Here is a 19,381-nt window from a genome sequence, read left to right as displayed (position 1 = left end):
TGTGGCTTATTTCTACTGCGTTATCACTCATTGATGTAGAGCGACTACACCGAACGAGCTCTGCCTTGTATAAAAAACCCACAAATTGCTGCAAAAATCATCTCGAAAGGTCAATAGACCCTAGCCAAAGCAGTAGCGGCTTTATTCAGAAAGGGGAGATACATTCGTAAATCTTCCAACGTCTTACGAATTTTAGGGGCATGAACAGAGACAGTGAAGCACACGCTGCCGCTCTGATCCCGGACGGGTACAGCAATTGCCACCATGCCTTCCATAAATTCTTCCCGATCAAATGCAATCCCCTCATGACGAATCTTCTCCAGCTCTTCCAACAAAGCGCTGGGATCAGTAAGCGTGAATGACGTATAAGATCTCAATGGTGTTGCATTGATTAGCTTATCTCGAACTTTAGGCTTCATATGAGCAAGCAGCATTTTCCCGCTTGCCGTGCAATGAAGGGGGAGCTGAGACCCAACAGGAAGCTGAATTCGATACGGCCAATTAGCTTCAACGCGATCAAAGTAAACGGTGTGATCGCCATCTAACATGGTGCAATTACACGTTTCATCAACTTCTTGAGACAATACTTTTAAGATCGCATGTCGAGGCGCACTTAATGCATGATTCGACATGATGCTCCTCGAAAATGCACGTGCACGTAAGCTAGGTATATAACGCCGACTAACGGGCTCACGCTCCACTAAACCTTCTTCCTCTAACTGCTGAAGTATTCGGTTCAGTGTCGGCTTGGCTAAACCGAGTTCATCCATCAAGTCTGCTGTCGATATTGGCTTGTGTGCTTGCACCACTCTCTCCAACACCACAAATCCGCGCATGATGGTAGGGTAAGAATGCCGTTCCTCATCCATGTATTTTCCCCTCTTTAAAGCCTTAGCTTGCTTAGATTTATTAGCCTAACCAGCACCACCAAATTGCAATAGGAATGTCGACAGCGGTGGCCAGAAAGCAATGATAAGCCAAGCAATCATCAATGCGAATAAATATGGTAGAACATGACGCACAATCGTGAAGTACGGTATACCCGTCATACCACTGGCGACATACAAGTTAAGCCCATATGGGGGAGTAATAAACCCGATGGCATCGCCGACAAGGAAAACCACCGCAAAGTGAATGGGATCCACGCCTGCACTGTAGGCTATTGGTGCCAAAATCGGTGCCAATATGATGGTGTTAGGCAAACTTTCTAGCACAGTGCCCGCCATAAGAACGAGGAACATACACGCCAACAAAATAAAGACTGGGTCACCAATGTTCGACATCCAGCCATTCACGACTTCTCCTGCACCCAATAATGAGAGAATTTGCTGCATAACAACCGAAACCGCGATCAGCGGGGCTAACATGCCCGTAATCTGCCCAGAGCGAAGCAAGATTTCAGGCAACTTAGAAAGCTTTATTTGGCGAGTCACCAAGACACCCGCAATCAAACAAAAACCAACTGTTACCCCTGCAGCTTCTGTTGGTGAAAACGTTCCAGAATATATACCGTAAATCACAATCCCGATTGCTAGAATACCTAAATACGCTCTAAGGCCAGCACGAACAATTCGTTTTGGTTCGAATCGAATCATGTCTCCCCAGTTATTGCGTCGGCTAACCAAGTAGCAGGTTACTTGCATGGCAATCACCATTAGAATGCCTGGTAGCATACCGCCTATAAACAAATCACTGATGGATAAGTCGAGCAGAAAACCATAAACGATAAAGATAATGCTCGGTGGAATAATGATGCCCACCGTGCCTCCCGCAGCGACGGTGGCTGCTGCAAAGCGTTCATCGTATTTGTTTTTTGCCATTTCAGGTTGCATGATCGAACCGATTGTTGCCGTGGTCCCCGCATTCGATCCTGAAATAGCAGCGAACATTCCGCATGCACCAATGGTGGCCATTCCTAGTCCACCACGAACCCAGCCCAGTATTGAATAAGCAAAGTCCGACATGCGCTTGGCGATACCAGCTGCATTGATCAGGTCGCCCGTTAGTATAAACAAAGGCAGGGCCAGTAAACCGAAAAAGCTCAACCCTTCAAATAGGGTTACACCCACGTTTGCAAGAGTGAAATCGATGACGAGACTGCATCCAACGACCCAGAAACCAATCACCAAGAAAATCGGAATCCCCAGCAAAAACAAAATCGTTACACCGATTGAAATAAGGGTAATAAGTGTTGCGTTATCCATGATTCCTCCCTTAATCCAATAATGATGCTTGCAGCACAAACGGTTCGTTATTTCGATAGCGAACAATGTCTTGCTTCAAATTCTGAAGCACCCGAACCACTATCAGCCCCCAAGCCAATGGCGTCGCCAAATAAAACCACCATTCCATTACGTTATCGGTGCCCCCTACAATGGCGAAATTGTCATACGCCAGCCAAGTCTGTTGATAGGTGTAGTAAATGACTATCACAGCAAACGCAATCCATAAGACTGCATCCAAAACAAAACAATAAAACTGCATTCGATATGGCAACCGAGACCGAACTTCAGTCAGCGCCAAGTGAGTGCGTTTCTTGATGTTGTAAGAGGCGCCAAACCACGTCACCCACAAAAAGAGCAAGACAGGAACGGTGGTACTCCACGGAACCTGCTGATTGAACAAGAAACGCCGAATCACCTCGACAAAAATAATCCCCGCCATCGAGATGTAAGTGATCAGAATAATCACTTTTTCCGTGTTTTTGTCCAGCCAACCCAAAAGCGTTCGAAGATACGTCATATCCCTATCCTGTTATCTGAATTTATGCTTGATATACCCAAGTGACCTCAAGGTTTAGGGTAGGAAAGGTGCCGCAATAACCGCTGCACCACCCTATTCTTATTAGCTCTGCCACCAACGCTGTGGCTCAACATTCACTGCGGCCATGTCTTTGGGGATCTCACGAGCAATATCGTAAATTTCTTGATAGGTATCATGACCACCAGACCACTTGTTTAAACGGTCGCGCCATGCCTCCCAAGGTTTTGGATTAAACTCAGGGGAACACATTTCTTCCGCTTTTCTCAGTTCAGCATCGGACAACGTCGCAACTCGAACGTTATTTTTCGCAAAAATGGTGTCGGGTTTCTGTGGATTGGTTGCGCCAACAATGTCGAACAAGCCCGCTTCATTCATACCTTGTGTGTATATTTGCGCTAAATACGCCGACTCCATCACTGCATCTTGCAAATCTGAACCCAACTTATCGAAGACGGAAAGATTCATTGCCGTATGCTCTGTACCACAAAAGAATTTAAGGTCTACACACTGCGAAACCACAGGGGCCATTCCCGCGTATGCCACCGCACCCATCCACGTTTCTGCCCCATCAATCAAACCTTGCTTTAGACCATCCAAGGTCTCTTCCCATGCGATAGGAACAGGGTTTAGGTTCATCAACTCCATAGCAATCCGACCAAGTTGCGTACCTGTAACTCGGTTCTTAGTTCCGGCAAGTTGATCGACAGAGGTTACCGTTGGTTTGTCCTGCCATTTGAGCCCAAGTTGAATCCCCCTGAGTTCGCAGTGCGTAAACAAAAACTGGACGTTATGCCTTTTCCTCATCGGCTCTCGCAGTAACGCTTCACTCTTTTTGCTGTAGAAGAAGTGATACTGCGCCGCCCGCGACGGAAACATGTAGGCGTAATCGAGAACGTTGAGATAAGGCGCACCGCCGGCCGAGTTTTGCGTGGAGGCAGAGTAGATATCAACAATGCCTTGCTGAGTTTTTTTCACACAGTTGGTTTGCCCACAAATTTGATTGCTACCAATAAACTCAACCCGAATCGCGCCATTTGTACGCGCTTCAAGGTCCTTGGCAAAGAACAGCTGCCCCGACTTTTGAATATCCAGGTTCTTCTCGTTAAATCCAGATGCACCAAACTTAAGCTGGAATTTGGGTTTAACGGCATAGCGCTTTTTCGTTGTTTGCTCTGCGGCTTGAGCGAGCTGCGATAGAGTCGCTCCCGCCCCTAATGTGCCAGCAGCAATAAACGTTGATGTCACGCCATAACGGGCAGAGACTTTCATAAATCCACGTCGCGTTAATTTTTCGTCTTTCATGGTTATCACTCCATTGACTAATGATGAACAGCGAAACCTCAGCTCTTTGACTACCACTTTTCGACAAACAGAAAGGGTTACCTTGCTTTGATAACCGTGTGGTTATTCGTTTGGGTAACACGCTGTTGTAGCTATTGAATCTGTTTACATTCCCAATATTTCTTCCATGCAAATGTTAAATTTTATGATTCAATATTGCTCATTTATTACACAAAAAAATAAAAAAACAACCCTTGACTTAAAAAATTGAGCCATTTAGTCTCAATAAATGAAATTTAAGATATATTGAATATTCTGCGTAGAAACGCAGAATCGCTGTCACACAGACACAGGGAATGTGAAGAGATGAGCACATCGGAAACACAATACGATTACATCGTGGTGGGGGCAGGCTCGGCAGGGTGCGTGCTAGCAAACCGGCTTTCTGCCAATCCGAAAAACACGGTTTTACTCATTGAAGCAGGCGGTAACGACAACAACCCATGGCTGCATATTCCAGTCGGGTACTTTAAAACGATGCACAACCCCAAAACGGATTGGTGCTATTTGACTTCACCTGATAAAGGCATCAATCAACGCCAACTTCAGTGGCCGAGAGGCAAAGTTATCGGGGGATCCAGTGCATTAAATGGTTTGCTGTATGTACGAGGGCAGGCTGAGGATTATGATCGGTGGTCGACTCTCGGGAATACTGGGTGGTCTTACGATGAAGTGCTCCCCTATTTTAAAAAGTCGGAAGATCAAGAACGCGGTGAAAGCCAATACCACGGTGTAGGCGGTCCTTTAAAAGTGTCGGATCTTCGGCTTCGGCGCCCTATTGCCGACTACTTTATCCAAGCGGCCATTCAAGCAGGCATTCCAGAAAATAATGACTACAACGGCGAGCACCAAGAAGGGGTTGGGTATTTTCAGCAAACCGCTTACAAAGGGTTTCGTTGGAGCACGGCGAAAGGGTTCTTAAAACCTGTACTCTCACGGCCGAACCTTACTGTCGCTTTACATTCGCAAGTACACCGCATTGTATTTGAAGATAAGAAAGCCGTTGGGGTCGAATACCAGCAACACCAAACAAAGATAACCGCTAAGGTTGGCAAAGAAGTGATACTGTCATCCGGTGCTATTGGGTCACCGCAAATACTCCAGCTTTCAGGCATTGGGGATCGCGATCTACTGGATCGCTTCGACATTCCGTTGATCCACCCGTTGCCTGGTGTTGGGAAAAATCTGCAAGATCACTTACAAATTCGCTTGGTCTTTAAAACCAGCCAACGCACGCTTAATGATGAGGTCAATAACCTTCTGAAGCGAATATGGGTAGGGATGCAGTACGCTTTTAATCGCACAGGACCTCTTACGTTAGCAGCCAGCCAAGTCACGGTATTTACGCGATCCAATCCGCAAGTTGAGCGGCCAGACATCCAATTTCACATGCAACCACTCAGCGCGGATAAGCCCGGAGAAGGAGCACACCCCTTTTCCGCTTTTACCTCTTCCGTATGCCAGCTTCGCCCACACAGCCGAGGCTACGTTGAAATTCAGTCTCGCGATCCAACCCAGCACCCGATCATTCAGCCTAATTATTTGTCGGACGAGCGCGATCAACAAGTCGTGGTGGATGCCATTAAGATGGCGAGACACATCTCCTCACAACCAGCCCTATCTGAGCATATTATTGAAGAATATGTTCCGGGAAGCCAATATCAATCGGATGAAGAATTGCTGGAAGCAGCCCGTCAATATAGCCAAACCATTTACCACCCAACCAGTACATGTAAAATGGGGAAAGACGACATGGCCGTTGTTGATCACCGTTTGAAAGTGTATGGAATTGAAGGGCTTCGCGTTGCCGATGCGTCTGTGATGCCCGACATTGTATCGGGCAATACCAACGCCCCTACCATCATGATTGCCGAGAAAGCAGCCGACATGATTTTAGAGGATAACGGTCACTAGGCTGAGAGAAACTGGGGGGTGTTGAAGTTTAGCTTTCCGCTTTGGCAGAGAGAAGAATACGGATAAAACTATCGTCTTCGTACTCAACGTCATAGTCAAACTGGCTATTGGCGTAAATGCTGCCAAGGAACGTATGTCGATGGGTTAAGTTTCCGCGAAACAGCATCGGTACGGGCGTTTGCAATTGATTGGCATCGTTAAAATGCGCGTTAAGATCCTGAGATAACACGGCGACTAAGTTGCCGTTTTTATTGAAATCCAAATCCAGCGCTTCGGGTGTTGATAACACGACTGTCGTACCCAGCTTTTTCTCGATCTCATTCATTAGCAATAAGTAACCATCCAGGTGTGGGTAGCCTGGCTTCCCATCTTCACCAAGCACTAAGCCTTCTAAAAAACGCTCCAAATTAGAGTTAGAGTGCTTGCTTAAATTAACAAACAGCTTGATTTGCTTACGAATAGATTTGTACTTATTCAGTTTTAACTTGGGTTTAAACCAGCGAATGAGGACATCGTTTTTTGCCAGAGTTCCCGTGACAACACGCGGCTTTAACTGGATTTGAAATTGAAGATGCAGCAGTGCATGCAGAGCAAGAGTTTTAAATAATTGGGAGTGTTCCATTTAACCGACGTTATTGATTTTATAATTAGAATTCTGGAGCTTAAGATCAAAACCTAAGCCGCTTGAACGTATCAAACCACTTGAGCGAAGAATACTCAAGTGGTCTTTTTCATCGCGTTGGCTAAATGCCATCTCCGCCAATGAATGTTTGAGACTTCCCGTTAAACTGCTGGTCCATATCGAGAGAAGGTTTATCGCTTTTAGGTCTACCGACAATTTTTGCTGGCACACCTGCCACAGTCGTGTGTTCAGGTACCGGTTGAAGAACCACCGAGCCTGAACCAATTTTAGCGCCTTCTCCAACTTCGATATTACCCAAAATTTTTGACCCAGCACCAATCATAACGCCTTCGCGGATTTTCGGGTGACGATCGCCGCTTTCCTTACCAGTACCACCCAATGTCACGTCTTGAAGTATGGAAACATCGTTCTCCACTACTGCGGTTTCACCGATAACAATACCGGTTGCGTGGTCGAGCATGATGCCTCTTCCAATTTGAGCGGCTGGGTGGATATCTACCTGACATGCAACGGATATTTGGTTTTGCAAGTAAGTGGCTAACGCCACCCTGCCCTGTTTCCAGAGCCAGTTAGCCACGCGGTATCCTTGTAAGGCGTGAAAACCTTTGAGGTAGAGAAGCGGCATGGAATACATAGCAACGGCAGGGTCACGGTTGACGGTTGCACAAATATCACAAGCAGCTGAAGCGGTAAGTTCTGGATCGGAGTTAAACGCTTGCTCCACCACTTCGCGCACTCCCATGGCAGGCATAGAGGCGGTTTTCAGTTTGTTGGCGAGGATGTAGCTCAGTGCTGCCCCCAAACTGTCGTGGTTGATGATGGTGGCGTGGTAAAAACTCGCCAGCATCGGCTCTTGCTCTGACAGTTCTCGTGCTTCACGAACTATCGCCTTCCAAACCTTTTGTTTTTCACATAGCTTCATTGTGGTATTCCAATCATCCTTGAAATAGATGTTTTATCTAAGCAAAGTCCAATTATTCAAAGTACAGCGCCGCTTTATGCTTCTGATTTCTTGTCACGTGCGAGCAAATCTTGCGCTGCCATGTGAGCGTCTTTTCCTTGATACAATACTTGATAGATTTGTTCAACTATTGGCATTTCAACCCCCATTCGCTCTGACAGTAGCCAGACTTCTTTGGTGTTGCGATAACCTTCTACCACTTGGCCAATTTCTTCTTGAGCCGTGTCGACATCTTTCCCTTGCCCTAAAGCAAGACCAAATCGACGATTTCGCGATTGGTTATCCGTACACGTTAGGACCAAATCGCCTAACCCAGCCATCCCCATAAACGTTTCCGGTTGCGCACCTAACGATGCACCTAGGCGTGTCATTTCCGCTAAGCCACGAGTAATAAGCGCTGTACGAGCATTAGCACCAAACCCAATACCATCAGACATGCCAGCCCCTATCGCAATAACATTCTTGACGGCTCCACCAAGCTGCATACCCGTGAAATCGCTGTTCGCGTAGACGCGGAATGTTTTGCTGCAGTGGATTTTCTCCTGCAAATCCCTCACAAATTCATTGTCTGGAGAGGCAACAGAAATTGCGGTTGGCATTCCTTTCGCTAATTCTTTGGCAAACGTAGGACCGGATAACACTGCCAAAGCGTACCCTTCACCTAACTGTTCTTGGGCAACATCTTTCAACAAGCGCCCTGTTTCTGGCTCCAACCCTTTGGTTGCCCAGCAAATGCGTGAGTCTTTCCTTAAGAAAGGCTTCATACTTTGTAAAACGATGCCAAATACGTGGCTAGGCACAACCACCAGCAAATCTCGGCTGGCTTGGACGGCTTTTTCTAGGTTGTCTTCAATAATCAGAGAAGGCGGAAAGCCCACATCAGGCAAAAACACATGATTGGCTCGGTCAGATTCAAGACGCGCCATATGCTCTGGCTCGTGCCCCCAAAGAATGACATTCGCTCCGTTACGTGCCAAAGAAATCGCCAGCGAGGTTCCATAAGATCCTGCCCCAATGACAGTCATGGCTATTTCTTTGCCGTAGCTATTATTTGTACTGTTTGGGTTGGCTGAAGAGTGTGTCATTGTTTCACCTGTTACGTATCGTGAATGCCCATACCTAAGTCACTTTAGCATGTCGCTCTTGATTTGCAGACAACTAGGGTTTGCAGACATCTAAGGTTTGTGGATCTCTAAAGTATGCAGGGCTTGCTCTGTAAATGTTGCTAATCCCACTTTCGCCTTCAGCATCCGGTTTACAAAAAACAAAGTACCGATTCGCTAAAAACAAAGCAGGTATATACCCAAGTAACCTCAAGATGCTTGGTTCAGCGAGATTTAACTGTCTTTAAGACAAGGCACCGATTTGATGATTTAGTGATTCTAAATCAAAAATCGGTAACGCAGTATGAAAGCCAGTTAAACTCGCCCTTGGGAGCCCATATTCTGCATCTTGAGGTGACTTGGGTATACAATAAAAATGCACATCGTATCGTGAGATCAGATGTGCATAAGAATTGGATTTTATAGATAGCGCTCTAGTTTTCTGGAGCGCCAACTTAAAGCGATTAAGCTTGCGCTTCGCCTTCACCTTCAGCCGCTTGCTGTTGAAGGTAGTTCATGAACAACGCGTCGAAGTTCACTGGTGCTAGGTTCAGTTGAGGGAATGTACCCTTAACGACTAGGCTTGAAATCGTTTCACGAGCGTATGGGAATAGAATGTTCGGGCAGAATGCACCTAGGCAATGCGCCAACTGACCTGCTTCCATTTGCTCAGCAGTGAAAATACCACCTTGCTGAACTTCACATAGGAAAGCCGTTTCTTCTGCGTTTTTCACTGTAACTGTTAAGCGAAGAACCACTTCGTATACGCCTTCACCTAATTCACGGCTTTGAGTATCCAGATCCAAGTTCACGTCTGGGTTCCACTCTTTTTGGAACATGTCCGGAGAGTTAGGCGCTTCGAAAGAAACGTCTTTTAGGAAAATACGTTGAATTGCAAAGTTTTGTTGAGCTTCTTGAGGTGCTGCTTCAGCCATGTCTAAATCCTTTAATCTATTTGACTGCTCCGACTGACCCAGTCAGAGCATTAAAAACTGTTTGTGTATCTGTGAATTACTTCTTGCCACGAATCAGTGGCAAATTAGCTTCATTCCACGCAATCAAGCCGCTTTTCAGAAGGTATACCTTTTCAAAGCCTGCTTTTTTCAGTTCATTCGCACTTGCTTGCGCAGTTTGACCTGTTTTGCATACCACAATGATTGGGTTCGATTTATGCTTTTCAAGGCTCGCTGTAGAACCATTTTTGATATCTGAAGGCAAAATGTGAACTGCGCCTGTAATATGCCCTTTCTTGAACTCATCCTTTGAACGGATATCAACCACAACGCCGTCTTCACGGTTCAGCATATTGGTGACTTCAGATGCCGATACTTCTTGGTAACCGGCTGTTTTACTTTTCACAATGTTCGCGATGAGTGCAACAACAATACCTGCCCACACCATAGCTAAAATTGGATTATTGGAAATAAAATCTAAATATTCTTGCATGTCCTACGCTCTTGCAACGCTTACGCGGATGTCTGTAAAGGGCTGAGTATACCGTTGAAGATGGGGAAATTCGACAAGGGGGCGCGAAAGAAGTGAAATAAGAGGCAGCGCTCACCTTTAAGGTCTCAATTCGTGGGCTTCTGACCCAACTTTGACAATGCTTCCAAAACGATAAACCAAACTAACAATTGATGGATATATCAAGGACATATGCATTGAAATTTATACAATCCGATTGTGATACTGTATAGTCAGCGCACAAAATTTCCTCAAGAGTTCAAACACTTCTTGGGATCAAAACAACCGAACAATCTTTCAGTGACTTTTCTCTTTAGTGACCTATCACGGTAAAGGAACCACCATGAGACGATTTGCCCAATTTACACTCGCTATGACATTGACCTTTTGGTCGCTTCTCAGCTGGGGAAGTACAACCATTTCCTATATTGGTGGCTATAACCACAATGGTGCGCCAGCAATCATAGTGCAGTTTGATGATGTCGTACCGTTTCAAGATGCGGTCACCATTCAGAAAAAAGGGGAAGAAGCTCACCTTCCAGACACTTGGCAGCTCAATAAAGCGAAGAATGCGCTGATTTATACCGACATCGATGTGGGGCAAGGTTATCTTGTAGCGCTCAACCACGATCTGAAATACAACGGTTCTTCCACCAAAAAAGTGACCATTCACAAAAAAGACCCGACACTAGAAGTGATTGGGCGCGGTCCGATAGTGCCTTCCAAAGGAAAGCGCAGTATTCCAATATCGACAACCAACGTTGAACAGGTCTCCGTTGAAATTCTTAAAGTCAGCGACCCTGCCCGTTTTCTCAATGCTTCCCATTATTCTGCGTCGCCAGATCGCTGGGCACTGAATCGACTCACTAAATCAACTCAACCGATTACCGAATTGAGCTTTGATATTGAGAAAGCAAAAACCAACCAAACTCAATACTCAGAACTCTTATTGCCACCTGAACTCGACAGCGGCTGGTATTTGTTGATCGTAAAGCCCACGGGAAGTTTCAGTTACGATAGCGAAAAAGCGATTCAAGTAGCACTGACCGACATTGGTATTCAGACCAAAGTGTTTCCACAATATCTGGCGGTTCAACTGTCGTCGCTATCAAGCTCTGAGCCTGTTACAAACGCCCAAATTTCGGTTTATCACTCCGATGGTTCTAAAACCGATTTGGGTACATCCACAGAAGGCTTTGCACAGTTTGACTATCAGGTAAAACAGGGCGATATCTTATTTGTTAAGAAAGAGACAGAAGTGAGCGTACTGCCACTGCGTGAAATGCCACTGGATTTGTCCGACTACAAAGTTTCTGGTCGTCAGTATCAAGATCATGAAGCGTTTGTGTATTCAAACCGCGATTTATTCCGCCCTGGCGACACTCTTCCTTTGAATATTGTTGCCAGAGACCAAGACGGTGAGATGGCGCCCGATATCCATCGCTTGTATGTGGAATACGTAAAACCAGATCAAAGTATTGCGGCGGGCCGTTGGTTGAGCCCAAGTGCTGCAAGTGGTTTCTACAGTGACAACTATGCCATTCCAACCAGCGCGCCACTGGGTAAATGGGTCGCTCAGATAAAGCTCCATAAGAAAGCCAAAACGCCTATCAGTACCTTTACCTTTAATGTCAGCGAGTTTGTTCCTGAGAGAATGGATCTCACCGTCGATTTACCCAAAGACATTGATCTTGGTGCAAAAAATGTTACCGCTAACCTTGATGGTCGATACTTATTTGGCTCCCCTGCAGCACAAAACAGAGTGTCTATTCGTACGGATTACCAACCAACGAACCATTTCGACACGAAGTATAGCGATTACTTTGTTGGTCAAGCTTTCTCGATTTCACATTGGCGTGATGTAGAGAGTATTGATGACATAAAACTCGATGACCAAGGCAAGTACTCACTCACCTTCCCATTATATAAATCCTCATTGATGAAATCGCCGGTTAACGCTCGCTTCACCTTCGAGCTATTCGAAACCGGAGGCGCGAGTGTCTCTCGCAGCCAGCAGCGCCAGCTTTGGTCTGGGAAGAAATTGGCGGGTCTTAAAGCCCCTCAAGGCGATATTGATTCGTACAGCTCTGTAGAATTTCATATAGCTTTGCTGAGCGGTGATGGAAAACAATTGGAAGCTGGCAAAGTCGATTACCATTTAGAGCGCAATGCAGGCGGCTATTACTGGGTATACAGTGAAAGCAGTGGCTGGGATATTCGCAGCGACGATAAATGGCGACCGGTTGAGGTGAACCAAATTGATACCATCGCCGACCAATCTGTGCCACTTCAACTTAAGCTTGACTGGGGACGTTACCGACTGACGCTTCGCACCGAAGATGGCACCATTACACGCTATCCATTTTGGGCTGGTTGGAATGAAGGGAATGCTCAACAACCCGTTAAACCGGATCAGCTTTCCCTTACGTTAGACAAGAAACGCTATAACGCTGGTGACACGGTTCAAGTGTCTATGTTTAGTAAACAAGTGGGTGAGTTAATGCTCAGCTTAGATGGCGGGCAGTCTCTTTTGCAGCAACGCCACACTATTACTGCAGGTCAGCACCAATTTGAAATAGCACTGGATCCAAATACCAATCGCCACGATCTTTACTTAACCGCGACCTTGGTCAGCAGCGCAACCGATCAAGATCCATCAGGAAATGCACTACCGAGGCGCTACTTTGCCGTTGCCCCGGTGATGCTGGATCGCGAAGCTCGTCGACTGCCCGTCTCTATTGAACATGCAGAGAAACTACTGCCTCTAGAGCCAGCCACCATCAAAGTGAAACTCGATAAAGCGGTGGAAACGCGAGCTTGGGTCACACTTTCGCTTATGGATAGAGGCATCGTGAACCTTGCCAAGTACCACCCTCCTAAAATGGCGGATTGGTTCTTCTCGCACAGGCGCTATCAAGGTGACGTGATTGATTTGTACTCGCGCTTGTATCAGACAAGACCGGACTCCTTTGTCACGCACCATCGCTACGGTGGTGATCAGGAAATCGATTTAAATGTCAGTAAAGATGATTTAGTCGAAAGTAAAACCATCACCATCATGTCGGAGTTGATTCAATTTGACCAAAATGGTGAAGCCAATATCACGGTAGATATCCCAGATTACAACGGTCAGGCACAAGTCGTTGCGATGGCATTTACCGACAATCAATTCGGACAATCGGAATCGAACGTTACCATTTCTGCACCGATTGTGGCTGAACTTGCCGTACCGAGATTTTTGGCGCCAGGCGACTCTAGCCAAACCTATATGGAACTCTTTAACACTTCGGGTGTAAACCAGACGATTAAAGCCTCCATTACAGCAGACGACATTTTGTCGTTACCTGGGGATTCAGAGTTTGAATTCACGCTTAAAGATGGAGAACGTACAGGCGTGCCTATTCCATTTGAAGTGGGTCAGATTCACTCAAGTTCAGAGACGATTGCGCTCAAGCTAACCATTGATGCAAAAGGCGAAGACAATAGCCAATATCATCAACAGCGCGATTGGAGCCTTCCTGTTCGCATTGGTCAGCCGATGGTGAGCCAGCGCACCCTGATTACGTTGACGCCGAAAACGTTAACGCCAAAAAGCAAGGAAAGTGCAGAAGACTCCGAAAATACAGAAAATGCCGAAAGCATCGGAAACGAGTCTTTTGAATTAACACCGGATTTATGGAAGAACTACCAAGATTTCACCGAACAATTTGCGGTAATGACCTTCTCTCGCTCGCCACAACTGAATTTCGCTGAACATGCATCAGATTTATTCCGTTACCCTTACGGATGCGCAGAGCAAACCACCAGCAAGGCGATGCCATGGTTGTTTGAAGACAGCGATCTTAATCAGGTAAAAACCAAGGCAGCAAACGGCAAACCTGTTCGTCAAATTATTGAAGATTCGATGAATCGATTGTCGACCATGCAAAAAGCCAACGGCAGTTTCTCGCTCTGGAGCAAACATGGCTCTGCTGATCCTTGGCTAAGCATGTACGTGACGGAATACTTACTCGAAGCCAACGCGCGCTTTAGTGATGCTGTTCCTGAACAAATGCTCGCTAAAGCATTGGAAAACCTAACGCGTTATATCGGCGCAAGCAAATCCACCGATGCCAGCCACTTCTACGCGCTTTGGTTAGGTGCGAAAGCAGGTTTAGTGAATAACGCACAGCTCTACAGTACACAGTCCACGTTAAAAGATAGCCCAAGGCACGGAATTTCAAGGCTGTCTGCGGCACATTTAGGTGGGGCATTCCTTCTCAACGGACAAACCAAACAGGGAGAAGAATACCTGTCATGGGCGGAATCCGACACGATGCGAAGCCGCATATCCTATTACGAGTATGGAAGCGATGTTCGTGACCTCGCATTAACGATTTCTATTCTCGAAGATGTACAGAAAGTCATGAAGCTAAGCCCAGACATGATTGAATTAAGGAACCGTCTTGCCATTCGAGTCATGGAACTGTCGGCGAGTAAATCCTATCTGAGTACGCAAGAACGCATTGCACTCGTGAGAGCAGGGATCGCCTTAAAAAACGACACCAACGAAACGGTAGAGTTGCTCATTCGTGAAAATGATGTCGATAGAAAAGTATCTAGCCAAGGTTCAGGGCAAGAACTGCTGGCGGTAGGAAGCTCAGTATCTCTAGCGGGTGATCAATCCGTATTCCTTCAACTGACAACAAAAGGGCTCGCCAATTCAAGTTATTTGAACTCCACTATCGATTTCAATAAAGCTCTTCGCTCTTATCGCTTAGAAGACGGTAGTATCTACAAAGGGCAACCTCTTAAAGTAGGGGATAAATTAATTGTTTCGGTCGATTACAACCTAAAAGAGAAAGCCAATAACGCGCTGATTGTTGAGTACCTTCCTACTGGCTTCGTATTAGAAAATCCACAATTTACCAATAGCGCCGACATCATAAAGTCATCTAAGGTGATTGAGAGCAGTAAGTGGGACATGTTGGAATATCGAAACGACCGATTGATTGCTTCAACCAATATGAAAAAAGGGCAGCGTTACCGAATCAATTATGTTTTACGTGCTGAAACACCGGGGGTTTCGACACTGCCGGCGCTCTTTATGGAAAAGATGTATCAGCCTGAAAAACTGATTTATAAACCCTATCGGTCCATCGAATCTATTACCATTCGCCCATAAGCGATCGCGTGATGAAGCCTTTATCCAAGCGACTGTGCATTGGGGCGTTAAGCAGTATTTTGATTCTAATACTGCTTATCGTCGGGGCTTTTTTTATCGCAAATGCCCGCTCACCTCTTAACCTTGCGCAGAAATTGGATCACAGCACCACGGTCTATAGTAAAAATGGCGAGGTGCTACGCCAATTTTCCAACTCCAAAGGTATTTTTCGAACCCCAGTAAAACACCAAGTGATCGATGGAAAGGTTTTGCGCCCAGTCTCAGACGTGTACTTAACGGCTCTGCTGGAATATGAAGATAAGTACTTTTACGTTCACCCCGGCTTTAACCCTTTCTCTCTGGCTAGAGCATTGATTCAACAAGTCTCCCATGGGCGTGTAATTTCAGGCGGCTCCACAATTACTATGCAGGTCGCACGCATGTTTTATCCTTATGAGCGTTCATACGCTGGTAAAGTCGAGCAAATATTTAGAGCCATACAAATCGAACTGGCTTACAACAAGGAAGAGATTTTAGATTTGTACCTGACCCATACGCCAATGGGGGGAAACATTGAAGGGGTCGAAGCTGGAGCACAACGTTACTTTGGTAAATCGGCTCAGAACCTCAATTTAACCGAATCGCTCACCTTAGTGGTGCTGCCTCAGCGTCCCAGCAGTACTCGCCCCGATCGCCACCCTAAGCGTGCATTAACGGCAAGGAACAAAGTTCTGTACAGGGTCAGCAAAGCATTGGCACTGACGGACTCTACCACTCGTCTATTAGCAAGCTCTCCACTCGGTGCATCTAGGTACCTTTCACCCGTGATGAGTCCACTACTTGCGAGAAGGCTGCGTTCAAACCAGCCAAACCTTGCAGACTTTGACACTTTCATCAATCACACATTGCAATCTTCAATCGAAGCACTGATATCAAAGCGCTCGACTGATTGGTCATCCACACTCTCCAGCGCCGTGCTTGTGATGGAGAACGCTACCGGAGAAGTGATTGCTTACAAAGGTTCCGCTGACTTCGCGAACTTGCGTCGTTATGGGCATGTCGACATGGTGCAGGCAATTCGCTCCCCAGGCTCAACGTTGAAGCCCTTTATTTACGGGATGGCGCTGGAAAAACAGCTCATCCATAGTGGCAGTTTAATGATGGACATCCCTATTGCACATGGGAGCTACCAGCCACAAAACTTTAACCGTTATTTCAGCGGTCCGATCCGCATGGACAAAGCGCTGCAACTCTCTAAGAACTCTACTGTCGTACAAGTTCTTAGCTTGCTTGGTCCTGAAGAGTTCCTACGTTTTTTAAACACAAGCCAAATCCCTCTAAAGGCAGATGACGCAAACTTATCTTTTGCTTTAGGCGGAGTAGGTACTAACTTAGAAGGTCTTGTTTCTCTCTACTCTTCACTAGTAAAAGAAGGGGTTGCCATAAAACCGAGATACCTTGAAGGTGAAACAACAGCGCAGAATAAATTACTGACTCCAGAAGCGAGTTGGATTCTGTTTGACATCTTGTCTCAAATTCCACCGCCTCAGCGCTTTGCCCCTGCACACGGCAGAAAAGTCGCTTGGAAAACAGGCACCAGTTACGGATTCCGCGATGCTTGGTCCATTGGCGTTAGCCCTAGATACACAGTTGGGGTATGGGTAGGAAGACCGGACGGCTCCCCCAACGTAGGGCAAACTGGAGCCAAGCAAGCCGCTCCCATCATGTTTGATGTGTTTGATTTACTTCCACCAGAATCTAAGCCACTCATCAAGCCTATCAATGTGTCTTCTAGCATTGTATGTTGGCCAAGTGGGTTATTACAGACGCAGATTAAACGAGAAGACTGTTTGAGCACTCAGCCCGCGTGGCTAATTGACGAGCAAGCACCACCAACGTTGAGGTACCAAGAACCTTTCAATACCTTGCATCAGTGGCCAGAGCCGTTGCAGCAGTGGTCACTATCAAAAGGTATATCTTTGAATCAATCCGCACCTATTCGCCAAGAACGCGTCACGATTTTAACGCCTCAGAACGAAATGCAGTTTTTTCCCTACCCTGGGCAAGTTTTAAACCTCAAAGCGAGCGCAGAGAATGCTGGTTGGTATTTGAATGATCAGCCACTTTCAAAGCCAGAGATTGAATTTGATCGGTTAAGCGATGGTCGCTACCAATTAACCGTCTGCCTAATTCACTGTGATAATGTCGTTATCCAAGTTTTTAAGTAGTCTTCACTCGAGATAGCAACTCAAACTTAGCCCAAGAATAGACGCTTTCAATACCGTCCGTCACTGAAAATGATTGTCTTTCCTTCCTGTAATTCGCAATAATCCGTTCCAACTGCAACGCACTTTTGAAAACTTGTAACAGTCAGTCGCGATCATTATTTGATCTAAGGCTACAGTTTCGACTACAAAGTGTAGTAAAATTACGCTAATTTTATTTATCAGTTACTTTGAATTTGACGAGGTTAGAACTATGTCAGCTAAGAAGCCAATGGCTCTAGTTATTTTGGATGGGTGGGGACACCGTGAAGACACAGCAAGCAACTCTATTGCTAACGCTAAAACACCGGTTATGGATGAGCTATTAGCAACCCAACCAAACACACTTATTTCTGCATCTGGTTTTGACGTAGGTCTGCCTGACGGTCAAATGGGTAACTCAGAAGTGGGCCACACCAACATTGGTGCAGGTCGTGTGGTATACCAAGATTTAACTCGTATTACCAAGTCGATTGCTGACGGTGAGTTCCAACAGAATGAAGCATTGGTTGCTGCGATCGACAAAGCCGTTAATGCAGGTAAAGCCGTTCATTTGATGGGCCTAATGTCTCCAGGTGGCGTTCACAGCCACGAAGACCACATTTACGCTGCAGTAAAAATGGCAGCAGCACGTGGCGCTGAAAAGATTTACCTTCACTGCTTCCTTGACGGACGTGACACTCCACCACGCAGCGCAGAAAACTCTCTAAAACGTTTTGATGACTTGTTTGCCGAGCTAGGCAAAGGCCGGGTGGCTTCTTTAGTGGGTCGCTACTTCGCAATGGACCGTGATAACAACTGGGATCGCGTTCAAGTCGCTTACGAATTGCTGACTGAAGCAAAAGCAGAATTCACATACAGCAGCGCTGTTGAAGGTTTAGAAGCGGCGTACGCACGTGACGAAAACGATGAATTCGTTAAAGCGACAACTCTTCAAGCAGAAGGTCAAGAAGACGCAAGCATTCAAGATGGCGATGCCGTTATCTTCATGAACTACCGTGCGGACCGTGCTCGTCAAATTACGCGTACTTTCGTTACCGATTTCGCTGGTTTTGAGCGCAACGTATTCCCATCAGCAGAGTTCGTTATGCTGACGCAATATGCGGCAGACATCCCTCTGGCAACGGCATTCCCACCAGCTTCTCTAGACAACACGCTAGGTGAGTGGCTATCTAAGTGTGGCAAAACTCAGCTTCGTATGTCTGAAACAGAAAAATACGCACACGTTACTTTCTTCTTCAATGGTGGCGTAGAAGCTGAATTTGAAGGTGAAGAGCGTAGCTTAGTTGCTTCTCCAAAAGTGGCGACTTACGACCTACAACCAGAAATGAGCTCTGCAGAACTGACTGAGAAATTCGTTGCTGCTATCAAATCAGGCAAATACGACTCTATCATTTGTAACTACCCTAACCCAGATATGGTTGGTCACACAGGCGTTTACGAAGCAGCAGTTCAAGCTATCGAAGCTGTAGATGCATGTGTAGGTAAAGTGGTTGAAGCCATTCGTGAAGTAGACGGCCAGGTTCTTATTACGGCTGACCACGGTAACGCGGAAATGATGATCGACCCTGAAACAGGCGGTACGCACACTGCGCACACTAACCTTCCGGTTCCATTGGTATACGTGGGTAGCCGTGAGCTTGAGTTTGTTGAAGGCGGTAAGCTGTCTGACCTTGCTCCGACAATGCTTCAGCTATCAGATCTGGAAATCCCTGCTGAGATGACTGGTCAGGTGATCGTTAATCTGAAATAATCATCCTCATAATCAAGAGGCTGGAACTGCTT

General features: G+C 46.2%; 13 protein-coding genes. 4 read left to right on the top strand and 9 right to left on the bottom strand.

From position 1 onward, the window contains the following. Positions 1 to 110: 110 nt before the first annotated feature. From CW749_RS19790 to dctP, 4 genes are all read right to left on the bottom strand, one after another. Complete coding sequence (locus CW749_RS19790; RefSeq protein ID WP_101114007.1) at positions 111 to 869, bottom strand: IclR family transcriptional regulator; 759 nt, start codon at positions 867 to 869, stop codon at positions 111 to 113. Positions 870 to 914: 45 nt separating this feature from the next. Further along, a complete protein-coding gene (locus tag CW749_RS19785) occupies positions 915 to 2,204 on the bottom strand; it encodes a TRAP transporter large permease (protein WP_101114006.1) in 1,290 nt (429 codons plus the stop codon). Between the two features lie 10 nt (positions 2,205 to 2,214). Continuing rightward, positions 2,215 to 2,742 (bottom strand): TRAP transporter small permease, encoded by a 528-nt coding sequence (locus CW749_RS19780; RefSeq protein WP_101114005.1) that lies wholly within the window; start codon positions 2,740 to 2,742, stop codon positions 2,215 to 2,217. A 102-nt stretch (positions 2,743 to 2,844) separates the two neighbouring features. Next, on the bottom strand, positions 2,845 to 4,065 hold the full coding sequence (gene dctP / locus CW749_RS19775) for a TRAP transporter substrate-binding protein DctP (RefSeq protein WP_174715134.1): 1,221 nt from the start codon (positions 4,063 to 4,065) through the stop codon (positions 2,845 to 2,847). A gap of 345 nt (positions 4,066 to 4,410) precedes the next feature. Between dctP and CW749_RS19770 the strand changes: the two genes are divergently transcribed. After that, positions 4,411 to 6,018, top strand: a complete 1,608-nt coding sequence (locus tag CW749_RS19770) for a choline dehydrogenase (protein WP_101114004.1) — start codon at positions 4,411 to 4,413, stop codon at positions 6,016 to 6,018. Between the two features lie 28 nt (positions 6,019 to 6,046). Here CW749_RS19770 and CW749_RS19765 read toward each other — a convergent pair whose 3' ends face one another. The 5 genes from CW749_RS19765 to CW749_RS19745 form a co-directional block, all read right to left on the bottom strand. Beyond that, the gene (locus CW749_RS19765; RefSeq protein WP_101114003.1) at positions 6,047 to 6,640 is read right to left on the bottom strand and encodes a DUF2913 family protein; all 594 of its coding nucleotides are present in this window, start codon (positions 6,638 to 6,640) and stop codon (positions 6,047 to 6,049) included. 121 nt (positions 6,641 to 6,761) lie between these two features. Further along, the gene (cysE, locus tag CW749_RS19760; protein WP_101114002.1) at positions 6,762 to 7,583 is read right to left on the bottom strand and encodes a serine O-acetyltransferase; all 822 of its coding nucleotides are present in this window, start codon (positions 7,581 to 7,583) and stop codon (positions 6,762 to 6,764) included. Between the two features lie 74 nt (positions 7,584 to 7,657). Beyond that, entirely contained in the window at positions 7,658 to 8,707 is a 1,050-nt protein-coding gene (gene gpsA, locus CW749_RS19755) for an NAD(P)H-dependent glycerol-3-phosphate dehydrogenase (protein WP_101114001.1), read from the bottom strand. A 482-nt stretch (positions 8,708 to 9,189) separates the two neighbouring features. Further along, complete coding sequence (secB, locus tag CW749_RS19750; protein ID WP_101114000.1) at positions 9,190 to 9,660, bottom strand: protein-export chaperone SecB; 471 nt, start codon at positions 9,658 to 9,660, stop codon at positions 9,190 to 9,192. A 76-nt stretch (positions 9,661 to 9,736) separates the two neighbouring features. Then, positions 9,737 to 10,171 (bottom strand): rhodanese-like domain-containing protein, encoded by a 435-nt coding sequence (locus CW749_RS19745; protein ID WP_101113999.1) that lies wholly within the window; start codon positions 10,169 to 10,171, stop codon positions 9,737 to 9,739. A gap of 361 nt (positions 10,172 to 10,532) precedes the next feature. On the opposite strand from CW749_RS19745, the gene CW749_RS19740 reads away from it, so the two are divergent. The 3 genes from CW749_RS19740 (at position 10,533) to gpmM (ending at position 19,349) form a co-directional block, all read left to right on the top strand. Next, positions 10,533 to 15,353: an MG2 domain-containing protein gene (locus CW749_RS19740; protein ID WP_101113998.1), complete on the top strand. Its 4,821-nt coding sequence runs from the start codon at positions 10,533 to 10,535 to the stop codon at positions 15,351 to 15,353. A gap of 11 nt (positions 15,354 to 15,364) precedes the next feature. Then, positions 15,365 to 17,560: a penicillin-binding protein 1C gene (pbpC, locus tag CW749_RS19735; RefSeq protein WP_101113997.1), complete on the top strand. Its 2,196-nt coding sequence runs from the start codon at positions 15,365 to 15,367 to the stop codon at positions 17,558 to 17,560. A 250-nt stretch (positions 17,561 to 17,810) separates the two neighbouring features. Then, entirely contained in the window at positions 17,811 to 19,349 is a 1,539-nt protein-coding gene (gene gpmM, locus CW749_RS19730) for a 2,3-bisphosphoglycerate-independent phosphoglycerate mutase (RefSeq protein WP_101113996.1), read from the top strand. The last annotated feature ends 32 nt before the right edge of the window (positions 19,350 to 19,381 follow it).

Source organism: Vibrio sp. vnigr-6D03 (genome assembly GCF_002835515.1).
Classification (GTDB): Bacteria; Pseudomonadota; Gammaproteobacteria; order Enterobacterales; family Vibrionaceae; genus Vibrio; species Vibrio penaeicida.
This window is presented reverse-complemented; position numbering and strand designations above follow the sequence as displayed.